Here is a 23,945-nt window from a genome sequence, read left to right as displayed (position 1 = left end):
CTTTAGTGTCCATTATGTTCTGTGTGAATGAATTTTTTTGATGCCCCACGAATTCTGAAATGATTAAAAACCATTAGTATGAATAGGAAAGGGAGCATAATTAGAGCCTTTTGTGATTTGCTATTAAGCAGATATTTGGGTATAGATATACAGAATGTAAGTAGTAAAATAAGTAAAGCAACCCACCATTTAATGGAAGTTGACCAATTAAAAAATGTCCATGCTAAAGCAATGATAACTAAAAGTCCCAATAGCATTACCCTTGGAGGCATCATCCATTGAATGATTTTGTCGCAGTAATCCCAATTACCACTAAATATAGCGTAAGGAAGATCTCCGCATGATATTCTTAAGTTTTTAGTTTGAGTTGCCAACCAGCGGCGACGCTGATTATAAAATTTACTAGATGTCTCTACTTTCTCGTCAAATGTATACACGTCTTCTAAATATTCAATAAAAATGCGTTGTTTTAGTAATAAGACTTCAAGTTGTTTATCAACTCCAACGTGACCTAATTTGAGAATATTGTCTTTAAACCAGTTGAATTCAAATGCCATCCCCGAACCGATTAAAGCAGAGGAAAAACCTAAGCGAACATGCCCTTTCCTAAATATAGAGTTATTAATTTCTTCACTGATAGCATCCAATATGGCTGTGTGGGTATTTAGATTTTTTGCAAGACGATGAGTTTGGATTGCCATACCTCCGGAGTAATAAGCGTCATTAATCTTGTTGATGTAATCCGGGTTTACAATGTTATCTGCATCCAAAAGAATTACAACATCATATGTGTTTTTGTCGAATTGTGCCATTGCGCATTGTAGAGCTTTTGTTTTAGTGCTATCTTTTTCTAAAACATGGACAACCCTGATTGATAACATTTCTAATTTCTCAAGAGTGTCCTCTTGCATTTGGTCGGAAATTACAATAATATCATATTTTTCTTTGGGATAGTTTTGTTCTAGTAAAGAACATACTGATTGCAAAATAACGTTGTCTTCTCGATAGGCGGGTATTAACACCAGAAAACGTTGTTTTTTTGTTGCAGGGGAATAGTTAATTGTTCTTTTTCGTAAAGAGAATAGGGCGAAAATGAATAAATAAGTAATAGAAAATATGAAAAATAAATAGATAATATTGTCTATTATTGTTAGTATAAGATCTTGATTTTCTATCCACCAGCTTACATTTAGCCATGAAAAATAAGCACCATTTTCATTCATATCTTTGTTATTTGATTGTTCGTTATTTGTTGATCTAATTCTTTGCCTATAAAAACAAAAGTTATACTTGTGTATATAAAAAATACAATAGGAAATTGGCCGAATATTTGATTCCCATAAGAGGATATTATTACACCGAATACACCGCATAATAAAGCACAGAGTATACCTTTTAATTCTCGATTTTTGACGTGGAACATGATGATGTAAGCTCCATGTATGATAATATATAGTAAAATTCCGATATGCAACAAAAGTCCAATGATTCCAGTTTCTACCCATATTTTAACATACCATGAGTCAGTAGGAATGGAGGTCGTGTAACGTTTAAATTTATCTTGAACATCCACACCACTTAGACCTAAACCTTCTCCGAAAGGTTTGTCTTTAAGATAAGCCTTAAATAGTTTTTGATTTTCTCGTCGAATGACTAGAGAAGGTTCATTCGGGTCGAAGGCTGTTCGGATTCGGCGAATATACGGATTGCTTTGTCCTATGAATGTGTGAGCAAAAAATACGTATATACAAATTAGTAAGATGATCCCCGGAATGAAAATCATGATCTTTTTTGATAAGATTGTCCACAGGGCGATCCCTGCTAATGGGATTGCAATGGCACCTCTTGTTCCCGATATGATCAAGCCGTATAGAGCTGAAAAGGCGACAAAAAAGAAATAGATCCTAATCCATTTTTTTTTCATGTAAAAAGAGGCGATTAAAAAAATGATGAAAGCATGTCCCATGACAGCCCCAAAAATTCCAGCACTGGCGTAGATGGAGAAATAACGAGTGCCTGTTATAAGTAAGTGAGTTCTACCACCGCCTTCGTGGAGCCAAGCACTTTCAAAACTATCGAAACCAAAATGATGTTGAATGAATCCTTTTGCCACTCCAATCAGGGTAAGCACTGACCAAATATAAAGGATTCGTTTAATGTCATTATAACGTTCACATAGCAAAAGAGTCAAAAGCGTTATTGCAAAAAAATAATAGGTAAATCCTCTCGAAAGTATCCATGCATTGGTATCTGCAGTAGGATTGAGAATTTCTAGACAACAATATACTAGCCATATCGAAGAGACAAAAATTAATTTGTTATAAATTTTTTTCCAATTTATTTTGTTAGAAACGAGAGAGTTGATAATAATTGCAATTAAGGTAAAGACAATCATTAAATCAATGACAACACTTAATCCTTCAAAATGTGTATACCTTATGGTGGGAACTATGAAATAGTTTAATATTAAGAGGGTTACTAATCCCCAATAAGGATGGATTAATAATAAATAAATATACAATAAAAATAAAGGAATACACCCGACAATGATTCCTCCTAAAAATGAATCTTTTATAAAACAGACAATCATGAGTATGAGTCCCGTGGATAATCCTCCATAGCTTAAAACTCTCTTGTATGTCGTTATCGTATTCATGGTAGAGAGAGTTTTATTCATTTACGTCTAAAGAGGTTCGTCCACTTAATTCAAAATGGAATAGTTTGTAAATAAGTCGTCGTCCGAGGGTATAGGGTGGTAATTGTCCGGTATACTCTTCAACAGCTTCTCGTTCGGCTTTATTCAAGTAGAGGAAAGTTTTAGAATTTTTTGCTTTTGTAATTAATTGATTGAAGGCATGTTGATCGCAGTCTTTCCATGCTTGGTTTGCATCTATAATAACAAGATTAACTATAGCTTCTGTTAATAGGGGAGCAGGAAACTGGTGATTTTTCAGATCTGGATATTCTACTAACAAAATATCAATGTCTTTGGGTATAGACGTGATATTTAATATACTTGTTGCATAGATATAATCCGGCGAAGTGGTATTAAAATCCTGTTCATAAGAAATTGATTTTACTTTGAATCCCAAATCTTCCCAATGTTCTTTAATTTCGTTTATAATGTAACTTTTACCTTGTTTGGGGTCAATACTGACAAAGTTGAATATGTTTATTTTATTTTTTACCAATAAATCTTGTAGTGAGTTACAAGTGTATTGAATCACTTGGCGTTGACACACCCGGTTAAAGCCACGATATTTTAGTGAGCCTTTATTCGGGAAGACACCCAGTACTTTCCCCTTGCTAAAGCGTTCTGCACGTTCTGCATCCCGAAGAGTTCTATCCAACAATTCGATCAGAAAATAAAATCCCATGATAAATACGATACTTCCGATGAAGGCTGCAATAATATATAATAAGCGTTTAGTTGCATTAGGAAAGATCGGGTAAGTCGGTGGGACTGTGACATCTAGAGTTGTTGAAGTCACTTCAATGTTTTTTTGTTTTAATCTAGCTAGGGATAATCCATGTAAAAGTTCTTTGTAAGTCTCCTCGGAAATGCCAATTTCTCTTTCTTGGCGTTTTAAACTAGGACCGAGTGGCGAAAAACGAAAAATCTCTTCGTCAATTTTGTCCCGTAATTGTTGCATTGTTTTTACTTCGGCTTCGGCTTTTTTATTCTGAACGAAAGCTCGTAACCATTCTTGTACCATTTCCTCGACTTTAAGTCCTTCTTTCGTGTATTTATAAACATCCATATTTATGGATATTTTGGCAATCTTTTCTTCGGCAGCTTTTAATTGGCGTTTATATTCTAGAAGTTCTGTATTAACATCACCAGAAGTCGTTGTAAAGGTTTCTAATTCGGTGATTTTACTATTGAGAGAGGAAATTTCATCTAAAGTTTTAATAAACCCTTCATTTTCTTGAGTTAATAAGGTTTTTATATCTAGTTGCTTTTCTAATTTCTGAAGAAGATTGAGGGAGCCCGTATATGCTAGTAGAGTTTCTTGGTAGCGATTTTCATAGTCTTTGTTTAATTCTGCCAAATGTTTGGTTTGATCCGTATAATTAATAATCCGGTGGCGAGTACTGAAATTCATCAAAGAGTCTTCTTGGGATCGTAACTTTTTTTGTATCAGTTTTATTTGTTCTTCAAAATATTTGATAACATCATGTGAAGCTCCAAAACGAATGTTTTCATATCCTTTTAGTAGTTCTTCTAATAGTAATTTTATCGTGTTGTAAGTAATGCCGGGATCACTGGATTCGTAAACAATTTCCAACATATCGCTTGTTCCCAAGCGACGAGCTGAAATTTTATTCAGTGCGTGAAAACTATAGAATGGGCGTTCACTGCTAAGAATGCGATAAATTAGATTATCTGGTGAATCTTGTAGATGGTAATTGAGATTTTGGAATGTTTTTTCTACGGAATTGCGATCGACCAATGGTGTTAGATCTTTCGTGTATTTCAGAAGATTTTTATAATTTTCAGAGGAAATATATCTGGTATCCTGTGTCAGATCTCCATAGGTTAAATCTTGGGCAAGTAAGTGTAATGAGACTTGTTCTAGTGTTTTTTTAGAACGAATAAGTTGGATGATGTTTTCAAATGCATTATTTGTTTCATTCCAGTTCATGGAAGTTTCTGCATTTATACTTCCTCCGGAAACAATACCTGTATAAATAGAGGTTGATACCGTATATGTTTTAGGTAAAAATCTTGTAAAATATATTGTTAATAAACAAGTTATTATAGATCCTAAAAATAATTTATATCTAATACGATAAATAAAACGGGCTAAATAAGTAATGGTATTTGTTTCCATGAGCATTATTTTATAATTTTTACACCAGTAAGCATTTCTAATAATGTGATGGAATTATGCAAAGCTGCTTTGGTTTCTTGAAAATTTACGACAGCTGTGGTACGTCTTCCTCGTTCGAGAGATAGATCAATGATAGATATCTTCCCTTTTACAAAATCAGCTTCGGAAATCTTCATTTGGGCATTATATAAAGCAACGGCTTCGGATTTTACCTTAAGTAAGGTTAGATGTTCCAATACCGAATTGTAGGCTTCTAATATGCGTAGTTTGCGTTCCTCGACAGCTTGTTCGTAAGCAAATTCAGCTTGTTTTACTTTTGATTTTTTTTCATTGACTTTACTTTTTCGGTTAAAAAGATCGTCTAACGGGATATTCATGTTTATACCAATATTATATAAGTGTTGGTTTGTCCCTGTGTAAGTATAAAATAAAGGAGAGTCTGTGTCTGATTGTGATATATTTCCGCTTGTAACTCCATATTGATACATTCCTCGAATTGAAAAGTAGTTAAGCCAATTTTTTTTCTCGGTACGAAGGGTAGATTTCTCTTCTTCTGTTATTTCTTTTCGAATTTGAACGGATGCATTATTATATACAGCATTTAAAAATACTTGCAAAGGAGGAAGTTGTAACTTCGTGTAGGTTGAATCCAACACGTTGTCAATGTTTGTTGGAAGATTTTCTTGGGGCATACCTAGTCGGATGCCTATGAAGAAAATGACAATAGTCAATACAATATACTTCATAATATACACCTTGTTTTAATCACACATTCTCTTTTTGCACAAACGCCGTGAATGTTTTGCAAATAATCTTTATATCGTTCCCGAACGAAAAGTTGCGGGCATATTTTATATCCAGTTGTTTTCTTTCTTCTGCGGAGAGAGCTCCTTGGTCACCTCTTTTTTCTACTTGCCATAAACCGGTAAGTCCGGCGGGTGCCATGAAACGCTCGATGTATTCGTCTGTGGTCAGTAGCTCAGCCTCATATAAGGGGAGGGGGCGGTTGCCGACGATGGACATATCTCCTTTCAGTATATTGACCAGTTGTGGAAGTTCATCGATGCTATATTTGCGGATGATACGTCCGACTTTGGTAATTCGGGGATCGTTTTCGAATTTGACGAAAGCATTTTTCTGTTGTTTCCGTCTGTTTTTTAATAATTGTTTTTCTGTCGTGATGAAATCATCGGCCACGAGAAGAGTCTCGTTGGATTGATTGGAGGTTGGGGAAGTTTCAGTATGAGCCTGTTGGTCTTGTGTTTCTTCCCTGTATTGATTCAATGCTTCGAATTCCTTCAGGCGTTTGTCTGCGTCTACGTACATGGAACGAAATTTGAGAAAATCAAATATGTCGTAATTACTTCCGACTCGTTTGGATTTATATATAATAGGACCTTTACTTTCGATCCGGATGGCAAGTGCCGTTACAATCAGAAGCGGGGAGAGGCAAACGATAGCTGTCCCGGAAAAGAGAATATCAAATGTTCTTTTCCACCAAGGGAGCTTGAATCTCCGGGGATTATTTTGAACATGAACTGTCGAGTGTCGCTTTATTTTGGGCAGGAAAGCCAAAGTCGTTTGTAAATCTTCTGGGGCCGTGTCGATATGGATGATTTCACTGGCACCGGAACGAAGATAGTCTGCAATATCTTCTTTTGATACTTTTTCCGAAAGCAATAATAAATACGTGTTTTTCAGATTACTTTGCTCGATAGCCTCCAACCATTGTAAATCCCTTTTTTTATTGTATGATTCGATAAAGATATAGGTGGGTGATATATCTTTCTTCGATTGTTCATTGATGCACAAAATCGTTTTAATCGGGTTATTGAAAGTAATAACTTGACACTCCAGACAATGTGATATCCTATTTATCCAGTCTGTGTTTTCCCCGATGTAATACGCGTACATATCTTTAACGCAATAAATTACGGACTCGGATCTTTAGTTCCTGCGGGTTAAAAGGTTTTAGCACGAAGTCCGAAGCTCCGGCTTCCAACAATTCAATCCGGTCGTTACTACTCTCCAAGCTGGACAAGATAATAACGGGAATAAAATTGAACGTGGAACTTGCTTTTAGCTGTTTAAGGAATGTTCGTCCGTCCATTTCCGGCATGTTTACATCCGATATGATCAAATCGGGAATATTTCCTGCATGCATCCATGCAAGAGCTTCAATCGGATTTCCTTCCGAATGCACGTTGTAATCCCTAGATAGTTGGATCGTGATAACTTTCGCTATTTCAGGTTTATCATCCACTATCAGAATGCTTTTACTCATATATCACCTTCTTTTAACAGTACAAAGATACAATATTGTTACAAAATAGCATTATTTTTGTTGGTATAAATGTGAAAAATATTCATTTTTTTTGTACATTTCGTCGATTTTAATCGAAATATAGAATGGGTGTATATGAAAGCCTTACGAGAGAAGAACTCGTTAGAAAGTTGTTAGCGCAAGAAAATTTGTGTCATGAGCTGCAAGGAAAAGTCGGGAAATTGAAAGAAGAGATTTCCCAACAAGCAAAGAACGGGGAGAGCATGAGGGCGAATGAAGGTGATTTGTGTGAAAATGTGACCGTGAAACGAACAGAAAGATTCTTGACGGATAACGTGGCTAGGTTATCGTTAATGTTAGAGGCCGGTAACGTTTTCCCTTGGTACGCGGATATTGCTAGCGGGAAAATAGAAATCGGGGATGAATTATTCAAGGCGTATGGCGTTGATCGAAAAGAATTTCAGGATGACTTTTTTAGTATAGCAACTTTTGTTGCCAGTATTTATCCGGATGACCGGGGAATTTTCGAGGCTATTTATAATAATCTTTTGGCGGGAGAGTCGTGCAAGATTGGCTTGGAACTCCGATTGGATTTGTTAAATACCGGGGAGTATAAATGGGTGGATTTAAAAGGGGTGGCTCAGGAATTTGATGAACGAGGAAAAGTTACGAAAGTTCTGGGTTTTATTGCTGATATTCAAAAAAGAAGGGATGATGAACAGGCTTTAATCGAGGCCAAGCAACGGGCGGAAGAATCGGATCGTTTGAAATCGGCCTTTTTGGCGAATGTAAGTCATGAAATTCGGACACCTTTGAACGCCATTGTCGGTTTTTCCGAGGTGATTGCTCACACGGAAGGCGAATGTGAACGGGAAGAATATTTGGATATTGTCAAGGCGAACAGTAATTTATTACTGCATCTGATTAATGATATTCTTGATTTATCCCGCATCGAATCCGGTAGAATGGAATTCATAGATGAGAACATACAGATGGACGAGTTGTGCGAAGAGTTGCGGCAAATGCATCAGATGCGGATCAAGAATGACGTGAAGGTGATTTTCGAGCGACCCGCGGTATCTCTAACGATTGTTTCCGATTCTCACCGTCTGAGACAACTCTACTCAAATTTGATTTCCAATGCTATAAAATATACCGAGAAAGGTTCGATCACTCTCGGGTACAAGCTGAAGGGGAATATGATGGAAGGGTACGTGCGGGATACCGGGAGCGGAATTCCGGTAGAAAAATTGAATAATGTATTCGGGCGTTTTGAAAAACTGGATTTGTTGAAACAGGGTTTCGGGTTAGGATTGTCTATCTGTAAATCCATTTTGGACAAAATGGGTGGAAAAATCTGGGTAGAATCCGAGCTTGGTGTCGGGTCCTGTTTCTATTTCTCAATACCTTATAATGGTACGTTCCCGGTGGTGGGGGAACAGAATAAACCGTTGATATTGGTAGCGGAAGATATGGATTGTAACTACGAGTTGGTCAAGGCTATACTGGAAGAGAGATATTCCGTGCTAAGAGCGAATGACGGGATTGACGTGGTGACAAAATACGAATCGAGTAAACCGGATTTAATTTTAATGGATGTTCGTATGCCGGGATTGGATGGCTTGTCTGCGGCTGGTATTATCCGGGAATTGAATCCGACTATCCCAATTATAGCTACCACGGCCTTTGCTTTTGAAACGGATCGTGGAATGGCTCTTGCTGCCGGATGTAACGAATATATCTCCAAACCGTTAGAGGCTGAAAAGTTGAAAACTATGATTGAAAGATGTCTCGAAAATAAATTATAGTTTGTACATTTGTGACAGCGTTTACGTGCGTTAATTTAAAAATGAAGTGTATGAAAATAAATCCTGCTGAATATAAAATATTAGTGGTGGATGATGTTCAGTCGAATGTGTTGCTGTTGAAGGCTTTACTTGGGCGAGAGGGGTTTGGTATCGTGTACGCGATGAACGGGACGGAAGCTTTGGAAAAAGTGAAAAGTGAACATCCGGATTTGATTTTGTTGGATGTTATGATGCCCGATATGGACGGGTTCGAAGTGGCAGGACGCTTGAAGGTGGAGCCGGAACAGGCTGAAATTCCAATTATATTTTTGACTGCTTTGAACGATTCGGCAAGTGTCGTGAAAGGTTTTCAACTCGGTGCGAATGATTTTATATCGAAACCTTTTCGTCGGGAAGAGTTGTTGATCCGGGTGGAGCATCAACTTTCTTTGGTGGATGCCAGACGGATTATTTTACGTCAGACCGAGGAATTGAGAAAGACAATAGCCGGTAGGGATAAACTTTATTCCGTGATTGCTCATGATTTGCGATCCCCGATGGCCTCCATCAAGATGTTGTGTAACACGATTATGATGAGCATCGATCAGCAAACCGTTCCGGGGGACGTGTTCGAGATGTTGGAAATGACCAATAAAACGGCAGAGGAAGTATTCTCTTTGCTGGATAATCTGTTGAAATGGACCAAGAGCCAGTTGGGTAAGTTGTCCAATGTTCCGCAACCGATAGATATGGTCGGGTTGGTTGACGGGGTTATCGAGGTGTTTAAGCCGATCGCTCAAAGTAAGTCGATCTCGTTAGAATTGAATTCCGAGATAGAGTTCGTCAATGTCATCATTGACATCGAGATGATAAAATCTGTCGTGCGTAACTTGATTTCGAATGCGATTAAATTCAGTCATAAAGATACCGTCGTTATGGTACACGTGAAGGTGCAAGATATAACCAACGAGAACGCGACAGGGGAGGGGAATGGTAAAGAAGTACTTGTCACCGTGTCAGATAAAGGATGTGGGATCAAGAAAGAAGATCAAGGGAAACTGTTAAATGAGGCCACGCATTTCACGACCTTCGGTACGGATAGCGAGGAAGGCTCCGGCTTGGGCCTGTTATTATGCAAAGATTTCGTGAACAAAAATCACGGGCGCTTGTGGTTTACCTCTGAGGAAGGTGTCGGTTCAAACTTTAATTTCACAATTCCGATAAAGTGATTTTGTCTGGGACAAGATCAGTTGCAGGTTACAGGTTAGCAAGTTACAGGTTGGTATCGTATGAACTTGTAACCTGTTAACTTGCAACTTGTAACTAACATAAAAGGCGGTCAATCGACCGCCTTTTATGTTTCTTATTCAAATTCCTTTAGAATTTTCTCCACTTCTCCGGGGGTAACCCGTCCGTAAACTTTTTCACCGATCAGTACAACCGGGGCAAGTCCGCAGGCTCCCACGCATCGCAGGCTGGTTAAAGAGAACTTCCCGTCTGGGGTGGTCTCTCCGACATTTACTTTTAGGATACGTTTGAATTCATCTAGAACTTTCTCTGCACCTCGAACGTAGCAGGCGGTTCCCATGCACACGGAGATCGGGTGTTCCCCTTTCGGGGTCATCGAGAAGAAAGAATAGAAGGTCACCACCCCGTATACTTTGGATACGGGTATATCTAGTTGACGGGCGATCACTTCCTGCACCTCTCTGGGCAGGTAGCCGATCAAGCCTTGTGCTTTGTGCAAGATGTTAATTAACTCTCCCGGTTGGTTCCCGAATTCTTCACACAGTTTTACCAGTTGGTCAACTTTGCACTTCGCTAATGTTATTTGTGTCATAATGATAACTTCGAATATTATTGTTCAATAATCTCTTTTCCTCTGTTAAAGTAGCACGTATGCAGCAAATGATGGGCTCTTTCGCTCATGGGTTTGCCCAAGAACTCTTCGTACAACGAGATGATGTACGGGTTCTGGTGGGATTTCCGGAGTGATTTTTCGCTGTCTTCCGTGTAAAGAGCCCGTGTACGTGCTTTCAACAAAGAAGAATCTCCATGGTGCAAGGGCTGACCTCCACCACCGATACATCCACCGGGGCAGGCCATAATCTCGATAGCATGGTATTTGGATTTGCCGGCTCTGATTTCGTTCATGAGCTTGCGGGCATTTCCTAAACCGTGTGCCACGGCTACTTTCAATTCGAATCCGTCGACATCGATCGTGGCCTCTTTCAGATTCTCGATACCTCTGACACCTTCAAAGTTCACGTTATCCAAGGTTTTACCCGTGTGGATTTCGTAAGCCGTACGTAAGGCGGCTTCCATCACGCCTCCGGTTGCCCCAAAGATCACGGCAGCACCCGTGGATTCTCCCAGCGGTGCGTCGAAGTCTTCGTCTTCCAGTTGCATGAAATTGATATTGGTCTGTTTGATTAATGCGGCCAACTCACGGGTGGAGATGGAGTAATTTACATCCGGGTCCCCGTTTGTCTTGAACTCGTCTCTTTCGCACTCGAATTTCTTGGCCAGACAAGGCATCACGGATACCACGATGAGGTTTTCACGTTTGATACCCATTTTTTCGGCCCAGTATGTCTTGGCGATAGACCCGAACATCTGTTGTGGTGAACGGGCGCTTGACGGCATATCCAGTAAATCCGGGAATTGTTTCTCGAAGAAATTCACCCAACCCGGGCAGCAAGAGGTGATGATCGGTAATTTCACCGATTTATCGCCATTTAGGAATGCTCCCAGACGACCCAGTAATTCGGTGCCTTCCTCCATGATGGTCAAGTCGGCTGCGAAGTCGGTGTCGAATACCTTGGCAAAACCCAGTTTGCGTAAAGCGGCCACCATTTTCCCGGTAACGGAAGTACCTGCCGGAAGAGCGAACTCTTCACCCAAGGCGGCACGAACAGCCGGGGCGGTTTGCACGATCACGGTCTTGTCCGGATCGGCTAAATCTTTGATCAGGCGGTTCGTGTGATCCAGTTCCGTCAAGGCACCCACGGGACATACGGCAACGCACTGTCCGCAGAAAGTACATTCGGAATCCTGCAATGACTGGTCGAATGCGGGCATCACGACGGAGCTGAATCCCCGGTTAACGGCACCCAGCGCACCCACGGTCTGCACTTCATTACACATCATCTCGCAACGACGGCAATAAATACATTTCGTGGCATCCCGGCGGATAGAAGGGGACAGGTCGACTCTGAATTCCGTTTTCTCTCCCTCGAAAGGAATTTCTCGGATACCCAATTTAATAGCTACGGATTGCAATTCGCAATTACCGGATTTGGCACACACCAGACAGTCTGACGGGTGGTCGGACAACATGAGTTCCAACACGGTCCTGCGGGCGTTCAGTACCCGGATCGTGTTCGTGTGTACGTTCATGCCGTTCTCACAGCGAGTGGCACACGAGGGAGCCAAGTTCTTTCTGCCTTCAACCTCAACCACGCAGAGACGGCAGGATGCCGGGGCGTTTTTGATGCACAAATCCTTTAGGTTCATGTAGCAAAGGGTAGGTATGTCGATACCCATATCCCGGGCTGCTTCAAGAATCGTGGTTCCCTTGGGAACACTGATCTCTCGGTTATCTATTTTTAGTGTAATATTCTCGTTCATAATAAAAACTTCCTCAACTGCCGAAGCAATTCTAAATTTTAAACTCTCAATTTTAAATTATCTCGTGCTTACTGCTTTGAACTTACATTTCTCCATACAAGCTCCACACTTGATACATTTTGCCGTGTTGATGAAATGCGGTTCTTTACGTTCTCCGACGATAGCGTCTACCGGGCAGTTGCGGGCGCAGAGTCCACATCCGATACAGAGTTCCGGATCAATGTGGTACATCAGTAATGCCTTACATTTTCCTGCCGGACACTTCTTGTCCTTGATATGCGCCAAGTACTCGTCGTAGAAGTTGTCTATCGTTGATAATATCGGGTTAGGGGAAGTTTGTCCTAAACCACAAAGAGCGGTATCCTTGATCACGCGACCTAGGTTTTTCAACATATCCAAGTCTTCCATGGTTCCCTTGCCTTGGGTGATTTTTTCCAGAATGTCGTGCAGGCGTTTGTTACCGATACGACACGGGGTACATTTACCGCAGGATTCTTCCACCGTGAATTCGAGATAGAATTTAGCAACAGATACCATGCAGTCGTCCTCGTCCATCACGATCATACCACCGGAACCCATCATGGAGCCGGATGCCAAAAGGTTGTCGAAATCGATCGGTACATCCAAGTGTTTCTCGGTCAAGCAACCGCCGGAAGGACCTCCGGTTTGCACGGCTTTGAATTTTTTACCGTTTTTGATACCGCCACCGATCTCGTAAATCACTTCACGAAGGGTAGTTCCCATGGGAACCTCGATCAATCCCACGTTATTGATTTTTCCGGCAAGGGCGAATACCTTGGTTCCCTTGGAACGTTCCGTTCCGATTTTGTTGAACCAGTTAGCTCCCTTTATGATGATAGCCGGGATATTAGCTAGGGTTTCCACGTTGTTCACGTTGGTCGGACGATTCAGATAACCTGATTCTGCCGGGAAGGGTGGTTTCATCGTGGGTTCTCCGCGGTGTCCTTCCATGGAGTGGATCAGTGCTGTTTCCTCACCGCAAACGAAAGCTCCTGCCCCGTAGCGTAGTTCGATATTGAACGAGAAATCGGTTCCGAAGATATTTTCACCCAGTAAACCGAATTCTTCGGCTTGGTGGATGGCTGTTTTCAGACGCTGGATGGCAAGCGGATATTCGGCGCGGATGTAAACTAATCCTTTGGTAGCCCCGATACTGTACCCGCAGATGGCCATGGCCTCAATCACTGAATGCGGGTCGCCTTCCATGATGGAGCGGTCCATGAATGCTCCCGGGTCACCCTCGTCGGCATTACAAACCACGTATTTCTGGTCTGCTTGGTATTTGCTCGCGAATTCCCATTTCAATCCGGTAGGGAACCCACCGCCTCCACGACCGCGAAGTCCGGATAATTTGATCTCGTTGATCACTTCTTCCGGTTTCATCTCGGTGATACATTTCGCTAGCGCGGAATATCCTTCACGGGCGATGTATTCTTCAATATTTTCCGGGTCAATGAACCCGCAGTTACGCAAGGCGATACGCAATTGCTTCTTGTAGAAGCCCATGTGTTTCGAATCGCTTACCGCTTCTTTCTTTTCCGGGTCTTTATATAATAATCTTTCGACTTTACGTCCTTTGATAACATGTTCATTTACAATTTCCTCGGCGTCATCCGGCTTAACCTGTACGTAAAAGGTATTGTCAGGCATGACTTTCACGATCGGTCCTTTTTCACAGAAACCGAAACAACCGGTTGCGATGACCTGAACTTCGTCTTCTAGGTTTTTCTCTTTTAAACATTCTTCCAGTCTGGTAATAATCTGGTGACTGGCAGATGCTCTACATCCCGTTCCACCACAAACGAGGATATGCATTTTATAACTCATAGATTCAAGGTTTTGATTAGTTGTTCTAGCTGTCCTTTTTAGTTTTAGATTGTTTCAAAGTTTACCGGAATGATGTCGGCCACGAGCTCGTCATTCTTCAGGTATTTCTGAATGATTTCTTCGGCTCTTTCGGTCGTTACATGTCCGAACACGATCGGGTCTTTCCCCGGTTTTGTGATTTCCACGGTCGGTTCCGCGTAACAGTACCCCATGCATCCCGTTTGTGTAACCACGGCAGCAATCCCGTTTTTCTCAAGATTTTCGATAAAGTAGTTCATGGTGTCCTTACTACCCGCGGCGATTCCGCAAGTTGCCATAGCCACTTTAATCTGGATCAGGCTTTCAACCTGTTCACTTTTCTCCCGAAGATCAATCTTCGTCTGCACGTTTTCTTTGATGCGTTTGAGGTCCGCGAGTGATTTGATTTTTTCCATATAAAATGATTAAGGTTATTTTGTTTTAACTTGTTTGTGTAATCTCTTTTATGTTTTCCCGGATCATTTGTCTCAAAGCCATAACGATTTCCGGGTCATTGAGAGGTACACCCTCCAGTATTTCTTTCACTTCGTTAGTATCGAATGTGTATTCCCCTTTTTCCGTCGAATGACGGTAAATAAAGTCAATTTCGGGATTTGCCGATACGAGAATGACGATACTTCCGGCAATATCACCCATGGGTGGTCTGTCCCAGTGGGAAAGGCCGAATTTCGCCTCAATAATGGTTCCTTCTCCCGTTTTTGATTCTATTTTCAAGTTTCCCCCTGTTGCTTCTGCATTCTGTTTGAATAGAGGAATGCCCAGCCCGACTTTACGCACGGTTCTACTCGTGAAAAAAGGATCGGTCACTTTGGCCACGGTGGCTTCGTCCATGCCACATCCGTTATCTTTGATCGTGATGACAAGAGAATCTTCGGTTGCATTCTCTTGCAGATCAATCTCAACACGAGAGGCTTGGGCTCGTATCGAGTTTTGGGCGATATCTAGGATATGGTCCGATAACGTTTGCATTCAATACCTGTATTAATTACTCTATTTTTTCTTGAATGAGAAGCACACATTCTTATAGTTTTTATCTTTTCCCGATGATTTAATTTCAATCGCATGAAAAAACGTTCCAAATATAATTAATTTATCAATAGAAACAAGAGATTTATTATCAACTTGGTATTATATAGATTGTTTCTAATGTAGAAATTATTCTGTATTGTAATTCGTTGATTTTTGTGATTCGTATATCGAAAAATAGATCTATTTCGTGCGAATTTTGTTTCCTTTTTAGGAAAGGTATTTCTTTAGAGTTTCTTTTAATAAACGAGCGTCGATTGGTTTCGTAAGATAGTCTGTGCAGCCGGCTGCGCTTGCCTCTTGCTTGTCACTGTCGAAGGCGAAAGCGCTCACGACGATGATGGGGATACGAGTGTTTAACTTCCGGATTTCACGGGTGGCTTCCAACCCATCCATGTTTGGCATTTTAAGATCCATAAGGATGGCGTCCGGGCTGTACTGCCGGTATTTTTGAATGGCCTCCAAGCCGTCGAGGGCATGAATGATTTGGTAGTCTCTTTTTAGAATAGTCATGACTAAAAGAAAATTACTTTCGTTGTCTTCGGCAACGAGTAATTTATTGACTGGCAATGTGTTCTGACTATCCATAGGAGTTTGTTCTTCGTGTCAAAAAATGAACGTTTATTAACATCACAAATATAGGTATTTTTTACTAAATCAAATCAATATTGCTTATTTTTTAATATTCTATCGATCAGATAGAAAGCAAATCGAACATTGACATTCTCCATTTTATTGATGGTCAGCATTTCAATATAATAAAACGTTCGTTTATTGATTCTTTAAAAAGAGGGGGAAATTCTATTTGTTTCAGGCTAATCCGGTATTTATTTGTTTACGTGTTTGTCGATAAGTAAACCCTAATCCTACCGATTTATCGGGGATGTAATTAGGTGATGTGCTATGATTTTGTGTAAGTAGTTTTGTTGTTGGCTGTTATGCTTTAAATTCGGAATGTGTTATGTTTGCTTAAACTCTCTTAAAATGGCGGCTATAATCGGGCGACAATCGGGCGACAATCGGGCGATGGCGCCTAACAGGCGCCCAACAGCCTAGTAACCGTGACCCTACAAGGGGGAAAAAACATTGATTTGCGGGGATATAAGCTATAATAATCCCGGGTGGTTATTTCCCTTTTTTAGTCTTCCAGCTCGATTTTTCCACAAGGAGGGGAGAAGAGGGGGATTTTGGGTTTGTTTTTTAATAAATCTTTCACGTCGTCGAGTGATAGTTTGGGGGCGGGTTCCGGTCCGGCAATTCTTCCCACTCTTCCTTGGAGGTTGTATTCTTGATAGGAGGCAGGGAGTTTGTCGTTGATGAAATCATCGAGAAGACGTTGGTGTTCGATGCTGGAATGGAGGACTCTCTCTTGTATTTTGAATAGCATATCGTGTGAGATGAAAGTGCGGAAAGTGTCGAGACCTTTCTCGCAAATTCCTAGGGCAATGCCGTCCGTGAGGCAACACGTGAATCTTTTTTCTGCGTCGGTTTGCGGGTAAAAATAACTACTGTTGTGATCTACATAATGCCGGATCACGTCCATACCGGGTGTGTAGAGATTATTGGGTACTAGGTGGCGTGTGCGGTAACGACTGAAAAAATGTCCCGTGTATCTGCTGAAAACGAGTTCTTCGGTTCTCATGTTGTAAACGGGGAATATGATGCCGGCGCCCCTGTAAGTCTCGTAAGTGGAGTAATAGTAAACGTCCGGGTTCTCCCGTTCTTTTTTGTTGTTACACGCGATGATGATATGCCATTGGTTGTGCGTGAGGGGGGATTTCCACTCGATTTGAAATGATACGGGAAATTTCTTGGCGAACAGGATTTCCCGGCGATGCATGTTGATGAAAAAATCCCTCTTGTTCAGAATCGCGGTGGTATCGCGTCTTGCCTCTTTGACGATGGCTTCCGGTGACATGGTGTCTAAAAACATAATCCTGCAAATTTTAAATTAACGGGTGATGGCTGCCCGGATGGAATCGAATGACAAGTCCGGTAGCGAGAGGTTCGTGAAAACTTTACCGATGTCGTCAACGTAATGCGCGTCGGAAGAGCGGATAAATTTATATCCGGACAGGTACGCGTTCTGTTGAAGAAATTGTTCCCGTGTCGTGTGAGGACTGAGTTCAAGAGCCTCGCATTTCAAGTCTTTGGGGACGAATCCGAGTTGAGAGAGAATGCTGAAACGGGATTTGTCGATATGGGCCGGGATGAAGATGCCGTCCAGCGCGTGGACGGTACGTTCGATCGTGTTTATATCGACATCCAAGGCCGTGATCAGGAGTCGTTCTTCTTCGTAAGTAATTTGTTCTTCGGCATCCACCACGACTTGGTAACCGAATTTGTCCGGGTTGTTTTTTATATCCGGGAGGTGGAGATCGAGGAAGTGCTGGAATGCGGTAAGGCGTTCCAAGGTGGGGAAGTATGCAAGGGCATGAACTTCTTCCGCCGTGTTGACTTCCGTCCCACAAAGAACCCGTAGCCCTTGTTGTTCGCCCAGTTGCTGGATCACGGGGGCTTGCCGGGTGGAGTTATGGTCGGAGATCCCGATGAGGGACAGGCCTTTCTGTAATGCCATACCGATGATGTTTGCGGGACTCATGTCGAGATCCCCGCAAGGTGACAGTACGGTGTGTATGTGTAGATCAGCCCGGATTTCCATGGAATTCGTGATTACGGGTGAAGTAGTTTGTACAATTGTCCCGTGATCTCGAAAGTCTGTAACGAGCTGGAGAGAATGGGGATATTTTCGTTATTGCTTTCTTCCAGCGTATCTTCTTCCGGGAGGTGTCCTTTGACCAGAATGATGGCTGCGATTTCTTTCAGGGAGGCGATGGCCATGACGTTTTTGTGTGTTTGCAGGGTGACCCATACATCTCCTTCTTGGGCATGTCCCATGACATCACTTAGTAAGTCGGACGTGTAGCCGCCTTTAACTTCTCGTTGTAAACCTTCTTGTCCGGAACATACCGTGAGGTTTAGCTGGGAAACAATGTCTTGTACTGTCATAATTTGTAGTTTGTGGTTTTCGTGAATATATTTTATCTCGTTTATTCTCCAAATCTTTTTAATCCCCAAGTTTTTTCTGAAAGTTCAAGGGATTCTTCCGGTGTCATCAATTCTTCGTTGCATAGGAGTTTTTGCATGAACACGCATTGGTTGAGTTTAGCCTTTCCCTGCACGACATCCCTTGCCAGCGTGTGGCAGGCCGGGGCACCGCAGGCCCCGCAGTCGATTTGCGGGAGGACGTTCATGATGCGGTTTAATTTTTCCATCTTTTCCATGGCGACAAGCATATTCTCGTCGAGTTGCTCGATGGAACGCGGCGGGATTTTCCCGCTGAGCTTGCCTTGCTTGAAAAGGTAGGATTCGTATTCTTGAATGTCATCAAAATCGGGTTGCTGTTGCTCGTGTTTGCTGGCTTGCATCCGTTTACGCAGGCGTTCGATGGTTAGGAACCGGTTGTTCACGACGAGTGCTCCTCCCGCGCAGGAGTGATCGCAGGCTCGTAGTTCAAGAAAATCAATGTCCGAGAGTTCATCATTTTCTATTTTTTCGAGGATGTCAATCACGTTGTGGATTTCGTCAATAGCCAAGCAACGACCTTCAAATTTAGAGGCCTCGCCTTCCGACAAATCCCAGGCGATGGATTCGGGGGAGAGGTACGTGCGTTCGGTTACCGTTCCCACGGGTTGATCCCGGTGTTGCGTGAGGCCCAGTTGTATTTTGTTATAAATGAAATTCAAGTTGATAACTCCGTCGATGTTGGATTGATCGTCGCCAACCGGGCTTTTTACTGCCGCGATTTTTGCGGCACATGGAGTGACGTAGAATATGCCGACTTCATCCGGTGAAATATCCTTGTCGAGATATTTTTTGCGGGCGAAGATGGCTGCCAGGTCCATGGCTTGTTTTAACGGGACGATATGGTCTATCAGCGAGGGGAAACGTACCTGTATCAAGCGGACGATTGCCGGGCAGAAGGACGAGATGAAGGGACGCTCGTAAGAGTTCTTTTCCATGTAACGTTGTATGGCTTTTGCTAGGATGCCCGATGCCTGTGCTACCTCGATTACTTCCGTGAACCCCATCTGGTGGAGTTCCGCGAAGATTTGTTGTTCCGTGATTTCTTCCGAGAATTGTCCGAAAAGGACTGTCGGGAGAAGGATGATCCGGTGTTTGAAATTGAATATTTGGTTGAAATCGTCCTGCTCCACGTATATTGCATGTTGCGGACACGACTTGAGGCATTTGCCGCAGTCGACGCAAGCATTTTTGTTTATCGTCGCCAAACCACCTTTGATGCGGATGGCCTGCGTGGGGCAGAGGCTCATGCAGTGCGTGCATCCGATGCAGGCTGTACTGGCAACTTTTAAGGCGTGGTAAAACGGTTCCATGTATTAATTTTAGATTTTAAATTTTAGATCCTATCGATTAAGTGATTTAATGATTTTCGATGAAGTGATTTTAATCACCCAATCATCGAATCGGCAATCACGGAATCTTTTTTCATTCTAAACTTCTTTTATCTTTCAGTTTTCAGTTTTTATCTTTTAACTTTTAACTTGTAGAGCCGAAGGCTCAACTTGTAACCTGTAACTTTTTTAACTGCTGCGTGCGGTTAAAAAAAAGTAGTCATCGTGACTTTCGTACCCTCGTTTACTTTGGATTCGATGGTTAGTTTGTCACAGTTTTTCTGCATATTCGGGAGACCCATTCCAGCTCCGAATCCCATTTCCCGGACTTCGGGGGAGGCGGTGGAATATCCTTCCTGCATGGCTAGGTCTATGTCCGGTATTCCGGGCCCCCGGTCGCTGATGACGACGGTGATGACGGTGGGATCGATAGACACTTGCATGGTTCCTTCATAGGCGTGGGCTACCACGTTTACTTCTGCTTCGTAGAGGGCTACCACGATTCGTTTCAGTACGGCGGGGTTGACGTTGAGTTGTTTCAGTATCTTTTTCACCTCGCTTGAGGCAGTACCGGCACGTGAAAAGTTTCCTCCTTCGATGTTGTAGTTGAATTCCATAATGCTTGTTTTTAATAAATGGGCTCTAGCCCTGCTTCGTACAGAAGTCCGCAGACTTTGAACATGCTCTGCTTGCTCTGTAAGATAGCGATGTTACACTCTTTGGCTAATTCTACCATATCGGGGGAGGCTTGTTTTCCTCGAACAAATAGAATGAAACTGATGTCTGACATTTCTGCCGTGCGAATCACCTGTAAGTTGGCTAGTCCCGTGATGAGGATCATCTCACTGGTGTCTAACCGGAGCACGTCGCTCATTAGGTCGGCGGCAAAAGCGTGACGGATGACCTTGTCGAGATGGCCGTTTTCGTGAATCACCCGGGCATTTGATAACGCAGCAATTTCCTTTAGAGTCATAAGTTTGTTTTTTGATTGCTCCTAAGGTAATCAAAAAAAATCGGATTCTCAAAGTTTGGGAATCCGAATATTTTGAATCTATCAAATGGTGAAGGCCACCGAGAAGAGCATATCGACAAACATGGAGTTGCTTTTTGTCTCGTATCCGGTTCTGAAACCGATGTTTACGGGGAACGGGAGACGGAAGAAATGGGTGTCGGCCGAAATTTCCACGCCATAGGAGTGGTAGGTTTTGTTCCAATAGCGATTTTTCTCCCAGCCGGTATCAAAGAAGGGTTCTGCCGTGAACCGTTTCATGTAGACAAGTGGTCCGATGTGGGCATCCGGGTACCAGAACGGCAAGGCGTAAGATATTTTCAACGTTGACAGGTTGTACCCGTAGAGAGAGGCTCCCCGGGGAGAGTAAATCTGGTTCCCGTAGTAGTTGGTTGTTTTATCCGATTTCAGTTGATGACCGAAGTAGAGTGTCCAAGAGTGATGTTTCCAGAATCCGGGAAGATACAAACGCCCTTCTGCCCATTTCGTGTCGCCGTAGTCCAATCCGTCGAATGGCGTGTGGGCGTACCCGACTTCCAAGCGTTGTCCCCAGCGGGGATAGATGTCCCGTTGACTTGTCCGGGTTTGGTTGTTGAGGACAAGCCCGTAGCGCATGATCTGGAGTTTTACATCATCCGGGTTTGCGAGTACGGAGTTATACGGGTTGTTGGAAGGCAGGCTGGTCCACCGGTTGTGGTCCAACAGGTAGGAACGCCTCTGTGTTATCGAGTGTATGGCTTGAATTTCATATTTCACGTAAGGGATGATATAACGTGAATAGTTTTTCCGGGAAATGTTGAACGGGAATTGTACCGTGGCCGTTCCTTTCGTGCGTTGTGATTTATAAATGGTACGAATCGTGTCGATTTCTTGGGTTTGAACGATTTTTATCGCGTAATCTTGCATGAAATCGTCATTGCGTCCGCTCTTGAATTCCAGTTGTAGGGTGGGCCAGAATCCTTTGTAGGTGGCTTTTACCTGCCAGTTGCCGTGTTCGTAACCTTTTCCTCTCACGAATCCCGCGGTCAGGAACAGGGTGCTTAACTTGTTTTGCGAGCTGACGGCTAACCCGAAATCGATGTCCACGTCTTCGGCATCTGGGAAGATGGGGCCCCAGCTATGGAAGTTGAATAGGTGGGAGGTTTTATTGTATTTCCGACTGGCGTAGGTGGAGTCGGCGGTTAGCTTGAATTGCCAGTTTTCTTGTCGTGTCACGCTGTCGGCGATACGGAAGGTCTGGGTGTCTATGGCTTTGTTTTCTAATTGGCTTATGGCAATTTTACCCGGTTTATACCCGTCGGAAGTATAGAACGAGAATAAAAGTGAATCTTTGTTCGGGGAAACGATCGGGTAGCGCAGGCCGAATTTGGAGTTAAGTATGTTCGCTCCGAATTCTTGCGGTTGGGTTTGCCGGTAGAACGAGTTGTTGGCATCGAAAGCTCCCCGGTATATAATCTGGTCGTTCACGGTAACCGGATTGTCAATCTCGTAAGGGGTGAACGCGGTGATCGGGGTACGTTTGCCCGTGTGAATATCGATGGATTCGAGGTGTTTGCCTTTCGAAGAGACCACCACGGTGACGATATTGTTTTTCCCGTCATAGGAGGGATGCACGAATAGCTCGTCTCCGGAGCCTTTTACCCGGAATATTTCTTTTTGGAACGTGTGGTCAAGGATCACGATGGAGGCGTTGTCCTCTTTGTCAACTTCCACGAATCCCCAGTTTCCGTCCACGGCAAAAGGGGCATACCTGTTTTGCCGGGTGGGGTAACGGTGATATTTCTTGTGACGTATATCGTAGCTGGCGAGTACCATTTTACCCCCGTGTTCCCAGCGGGGATGGTATTTGTACTCGGACCACACGAGCGTTTCGTCCTGATAGGCAAATTTATAATCATACATGATTCCCGTTCGGGTGATGATCTCGTCTTTGTCCGGGTGTAGGATGACTAAGGCTCCTTCTTGTGCCAATCCTTCCTTGTAGGCAATGATTTGTCCGGTTGGGGTGGCTGTCGGGTAATGGTAGTTCGTGTATATCTTGTTTGTGGTCGTGATGGTATCGAATGAGTGGAGTACTTGGTCGGACTCTTGTTTCCATATTTGTTGGAGTTCGCTGAAGTTATCCCGGTAGAGCGTGCGTTTGGCATCACAATGGGTGTTGGCTTGTTTCACGCTGTCAGGATTGACGAAAAGGGACTGGAAATGACGGGATGACCAGATCGAGTCTCGTTTTTCGTTCATCGTGAGTTTGAGGCTGCGGGCAAAAGGCGTGATCCCGTAAGGACGTTTTCCAACCCGGGAGAGGGCGTCCTGCCAGATACCGGGACCGTAGTGAACACGGCTGTTCCCGACCATATAATAGCCGAGGGCGTAGTGGTTGGGAACAAAATCTTTATAGGAGCCGAGTACGGCCTTGTAGTAGGTGTATATTCCTTTTTCCGTAATTTGGGCTTTCATTTCGTTGAGAAATTCGGGTGAACGTCCCCGCCCGCTTTTTCCGACGGAGGTTTCGAATACCGTGGCATCTCCTTCTAGGAACCACATGGGGACATATACCCCGATGACGGCCATCGTGATTTGTTCTCCGAAGATATAGTATAATGCTTTCGTGAAACCTTGGTTTACCTTGTCGTACTGTACAATGTGGCGGAATTCATGAATACACAAGTGTTCCAGCCAAGCGTCGCTGACATCCTGCGGGGGAGCCGTGTAGAGTTCACTCTTCTTGGGGGCCCAGCCCGCGTTCCCGTTTGACACGCCACCATTCGCCCGCACGATCATGGACATTCTTTTGGGTTTGATGCCGAGGGTATTGGCGTGGGCGTATAGTTTCTCGTAAATATTTGCAAGGTATTGCGCATTATCCTCGAAGAAATCAGGGTAGATGATCTGAAAGTTATCCGTTTTGATTTGTCGCCAGCGGGTACTGCAGGGGTCTTGTCCGAGATCGACAAATTGGGCTTTACCGGGAGTGACAAGTGTGAATATAAGCAATATGCCTATTGTCAGGGAATTTAAGAAAAACGAGGTATGTTTGTGTCTCATGTGTAGTAGCTTGTAGTTTATTTTTTT

21 protein-coding genes are annotated in these 23,945 nt (G+C 42.9%); 2 read left to right on the top strand and 19 right to left on the bottom strand.

Going from position 1 to position 23,945, the window contains the following annotated elements; all coding sequences use genetic code 11:
- Window positions 1–2: 2 nt before the first annotated feature.
- From QVC79_RS10000 to QVC79_RS09975, 6 genes are read right to left on the bottom strand one after another with little or no spacing between them, the layout of a single operon-like run.
- On the bottom strand, window positions 3–1,223 hold the full coding sequence (locus QVC79_RS10000; RefSeq protein ID WP_270593011.1) for a glycosyltransferase family 2 protein: 1,221 nt from the start codon (window positions 1,221–1,223) through the stop codon (window positions 3–5).
- Window positions 1,220–2,656 carry an O-antigen ligase family protein gene (locus QVC79_RS09995; protein WP_270593012.1) on the bottom strand — a complete coding sequence of 479 codons (1,437 nt, stop codon included), beginning with the start codon at window positions 2,654–2,656 and terminating at the stop codon, window positions 1,220–1,222. The genes QVC79_RS10000 and QVC79_RS09995 overlap by 4 nt, the downstream gene beginning before the upstream one ends.
- Before the next feature lie 13 nt (window positions 2,657–2,669).
- Window positions 2,670–4,835, bottom strand: coding sequence for a GumC family protein (locus QVC79_RS09990; protein ID WP_270593013.1), 2,166 nt, complete (start codon window positions 4,833–4,835; stop codon window positions 2,670–2,672).
- Window positions 4,836–4,840: 5 nt separating this feature from the next.
- Window positions 4,841–5,581, bottom strand: a complete 741-nt coding sequence (locus QVC79_RS09985) for a TolC family protein (protein ID WP_270593016.1) — start codon at window positions 5,579–5,581, stop codon at window positions 4,841–4,843.
- Between the two features lie 19 nt (window positions 5,582–5,600).
- Window positions 5,601–6,749, bottom strand: a complete 1,149-nt coding sequence (locus tag QVC79_RS09980; protein ID WP_270593017.1) for a sugar transferase — start codon at window positions 6,747–6,749, stop codon at window positions 5,601–5,603.
- 4 nt (window positions 6,750–6,753) lie between these two features.
- Complete coding sequence (locus QVC79_RS09975; protein WP_124315998.1) at window positions 6,754–7,119, bottom strand: response regulator transcription factor; 366 nt, start codon at window positions 7,117–7,119, stop codon at window positions 6,754–6,756.
- 125 nt (window positions 7,120–7,244) lie between these two features.
- Here QVC79_RS09975 and QVC79_RS09970 point away from each other — a divergent pair, with 125 nt between their 5' ends.
- A complete protein-coding gene (locus QVC79_RS09970) occupies window positions 7,245–8,927 on the top strand; it encodes a hybrid sensor histidine kinase/response regulator (RefSeq protein WP_270593018.1) in 1,683 nt (560 codons plus the stop codon).
- A 50-nt stretch (window positions 8,928–8,977) separates the two neighbouring features.
- Entirely contained in the window at window positions 8,978–10,135 is a 1,158-nt protein-coding gene (locus tag QVC79_RS09965) for a hybrid sensor histidine kinase/response regulator (RefSeq protein ID WP_270593019.1), read from the top strand.
- A gap of 134 nt (window positions 10,136–10,269) precedes the next feature.
- On the opposite strand, the gene QVC79_RS09960 is transcribed toward QVC79_RS09965, so the two are convergent.
- The 13 genes from QVC79_RS09960 to QVC79_RS09900 all read right to left on the bottom strand — a co-directional run bounded on the left by QVC79_RS09960 (window position 10,270) and on the right by QVC79_RS09900 (window position 23,918).
- A complete protein-coding gene (locus tag QVC79_RS09960; protein WP_087422374.1) occupies window positions 10,270–10,746 on the bottom strand; it encodes an NADH-quinone oxidoreductase subunit NuoE family protein in 477 nt (158 codons plus the stop codon).
- A 17-nt stretch (window positions 10,747–10,763) separates the two neighbouring features.
- The gene (locus QVC79_RS09955; RefSeq protein ID WP_209279514.1) at window positions 10,764–12,536 is read right to left on the bottom strand and encodes an NADH-dependent [FeFe] hydrogenase, group A6; all 1,773 of its coding nucleotides are present in this window, start codon (window positions 12,534–12,536) and stop codon (window positions 10,764–10,766) included.
- A 57-nt stretch (window positions 12,537–12,593) separates the two neighbouring features.
- Complete coding sequence (locus tag QVC79_RS09950; RefSeq protein WP_270593021.1) at window positions 12,594–14,384, bottom strand: NADH-quinone oxidoreductase subunit NuoF; 1,791 nt, start codon at window positions 14,382–14,384, stop codon at window positions 12,594–12,596.
- 44 nt (window positions 14,385–14,428) lie between these two features.
- Window positions 14,429–14,818 carry a (2Fe-2S) ferredoxin domain-containing protein gene (locus QVC79_RS09945; protein ID WP_087422371.1) on the bottom strand — a complete coding sequence of 130 codons (390 nt, stop codon included), beginning with the start codon at window positions 14,816–14,818 and terminating at the stop codon, window positions 14,429–14,431.
- Window positions 14,819–14,843: 25 nt separating this feature from the next.
- Window positions 14,844–15,392, bottom strand: coding sequence for an ATP-binding protein (locus QVC79_RS09940; RefSeq protein WP_270593022.1), 549 nt, complete (start codon window positions 15,390–15,392; stop codon window positions 14,844–14,846).
- Between the two features lie 267 nt (window positions 15,393–15,659).
- Entirely contained in the window at window positions 15,660–16,037 is a 378-nt protein-coding gene (locus QVC79_RS09935) for a response regulator (protein ID WP_270593024.1), read from the bottom strand.
- Between the two features lie 550 nt (window positions 16,038–16,587).
- Window positions 16,588–17,382, bottom strand: a complete 795-nt coding sequence (locus tag QVC79_RS09930) for a hypothetical protein (RefSeq protein WP_270593025.1) — start codon at window positions 17,380–17,382, stop codon at window positions 16,588–16,590.
- Between the two features lie 18 nt (window positions 17,383–17,400).
- The gene (locus QVC79_RS09925) at window positions 17,401–18,111 is read right to left on the bottom strand and encodes a PHP domain-containing protein (protein ID WP_124315990.1); all 711 of its coding nucleotides are present in this window, start codon (window positions 18,109–18,111) and stop codon (window positions 17,401–17,403) included.
- An 11-nt stretch (window positions 18,112–18,122) separates the two neighbouring features.
- Window positions 18,123–18,458 (bottom strand): DRTGG domain-containing protein, encoded by a 336-nt coding sequence (locus tag QVC79_RS09920; RefSeq protein ID WP_270593026.1) that lies wholly within the window; start codon window positions 18,456–18,458, stop codon window positions 18,123–18,125.
- A gap of 41 nt (window positions 18,459–18,499) precedes the next feature.
- Complete coding sequence (locus tag QVC79_RS09915; RefSeq protein WP_270593027.1) at window positions 18,500–19,846, bottom strand: [Fe-Fe] hydrogenase large subunit C-terminal domain-containing protein; 1,347 nt, start codon at window positions 19,844–19,846, stop codon at window positions 18,500–18,502.
- A gap of 224 nt (window positions 19,847–20,070) precedes the next feature.
- Window positions 20,071–20,481, bottom strand: coding sequence for an ATP-binding protein (locus QVC79_RS09910; RefSeq protein WP_027199839.1), 411 nt, complete (start codon window positions 20,479–20,481; stop codon window positions 20,071–20,073).
- An 11-nt stretch (window positions 20,482–20,492) separates the two neighbouring features.
- Complete coding sequence (locus QVC79_RS09905; protein WP_027199838.1) at window positions 20,493–20,837, bottom strand: DRTGG domain-containing protein; 345 nt, start codon at window positions 20,835–20,837, stop codon at window positions 20,493–20,495.
- Between the two features lie 81 nt (window positions 20,838–20,918).
- On the bottom strand, window positions 20,919–23,918 hold the full coding sequence (locus QVC79_RS09900; RefSeq protein ID WP_270593028.1) for a DUF2268 domain-containing putative Zn-dependent protease: 3,000 nt from the start codon (window positions 23,916–23,918) through the stop codon (window positions 20,919–20,921).
- Window positions 23,919–23,945 lie beyond the last annotated feature (27 nt).

The organism is Butyricimonas sp. (genome assembly GCF_019423355.1).
In the GTDB taxonomy this organism is placed as follows: domain Bacteria; phylum Bacteroidota; class Bacteroidia; order Bacteroidales; family Marinifilaceae; genus Butyricimonas; species Butyricimonas faecihominis.
The sequence above is the reverse complement of the archived record's forward strand: the minus strand, read 5'-3'. Positions and strand labels throughout refer to the sequence as shown.

Bases quoted from the DNA above. Each gene is read 5' to 3' on its own strand.
- QVC79_RS09905 (WP_027199838.1), bottom strand. From the start codon at position 20,837: ATGACTCTAAAGGAAATTGCTGCGTTATCAAATGCCCGGGTGATTCAC.
- QVC79_RS09915 (WP_270593027.1), bottom strand. From the start codon at position 19,846: ATGGAACCGTTTTACCACGCCTTAAAAGTTGCCAGTACAGCCTGCATC.
- QVC79_RS09940 (WP_270593022.1), bottom strand. From the start codon at position 15,392: ATGCAAACGTTATCGGACCATATCCTAGATATCGCCCAAAACTCGATA.
- QVC79_RS09935 (WP_270593024.1), bottom strand. From the start codon at position 16,037: ATGGATAGTCAGAACACATTGCCAGTCAATAAATTACTCGTTGCCGAA.
- QVC79_RS09900 (WP_270593028.1), bottom strand. From the start codon at position 23,918: ATGAGACACAAACATACCTCGTTTTTCTTAAATTCCCTGACAATAGGC.
- QVC79_RS09925 (WP_124315990.1), bottom strand. From the start codon at position 18,111: ATGGAAATCCGGGCTGATCTACACATACACACCGTACTGTCACCTTGC.
- QVC79_RS09950 (WP_270593021.1), bottom strand. From the start codon at position 14,384: ATGAGTTATAAAATGCATATCCTCGTTTGTGGTGGAACGGGATGTAGA.
- QVC79_RS10000 (WP_270593011.1), bottom strand. From the start codon at position 1,223: ATGAATGAAAATGGTGCTTATTTTTCATGGCTAAATGTAAGCTGGTGG.
- QVC79_RS09920 (WP_270593026.1), bottom strand. From the start codon at position 18,458: ATGACAGTACAAGACATTGTTTCCCAGCTAAACCTCACGGTATGTTCC.
- QVC79_RS09965 (WP_270593019.1), top strand. From the start codon at position 8,978: ATGAAAATAAATCCTGCTGAATATAAAATATTAGTGGTGGATGATGTT.
- QVC79_RS09975 (WP_124315998.1), bottom strand. From the start codon at position 7,119: ATGAGTAAAAGCATTCTGATAGTGGATGATAAACCTGAAATAGCGAAA.
- QVC79_RS09960 (WP_087422374.1), bottom strand. From the start codon at position 10,746: ATGACACAAATAACATTAGCGAAGTGCAAAGTTGACCAACTGGTAAAA.
- QVC79_RS09945 (WP_087422371.1), bottom strand. From the start codon at position 14,818: ATGGAAAAAATCAAATCACTCGCGGACCTCAAACGCATCAAAGAAAAC.
- QVC79_RS09930 (WP_270593025.1), bottom strand. From the start codon at position 17,382: ATGTTTTTAGACACCATGTCACCGGAAGCCATCGTCAAAGAGGCAAGA.
- QVC79_RS09995 (WP_270593012.1), bottom strand. From the start codon at position 2,656: ATGAATACGATAACGACATACAAGAGAGTTTTAAGCTATGGAGGATTA.
- QVC79_RS09910 (WP_027199839.1), bottom strand. From the start codon at position 20,481: ATGGAATTCAACTACAACATCGAAGGAGGAAACTTTTCACGTGCCGGT.
- QVC79_RS09980 (WP_270593017.1), bottom strand. From the start codon at position 6,749: ATGTACGCGTATTACATCGGGGAAAACACAGACTGGATAAATAGGATA.
- QVC79_RS09955 (WP_209279514.1), bottom strand. From the start codon at position 12,536: ATGAACGAGAATATTACACTAAAAATAGATAACCGAGAGATCAGTGTT.
- QVC79_RS09985 (WP_270593016.1), bottom strand. From the start codon at position 5,581: ATGAAGTATATTGTATTGACTATTGTCATTTTCTTCATAGGCATCCGA.
- QVC79_RS09990 (WP_270593013.1), bottom strand. From the start codon at position 4,835: ATGGAAACAAATACCATTACTTATTTAGCCCGTTTTATTTATCGTATT.
- QVC79_RS09970 (WP_270593018.1), top strand. From the start codon at position 7,245: ATGGGTGTATATGAAAGCCTTACGAGAGAAGAACTCGTTAGAAAGTTG.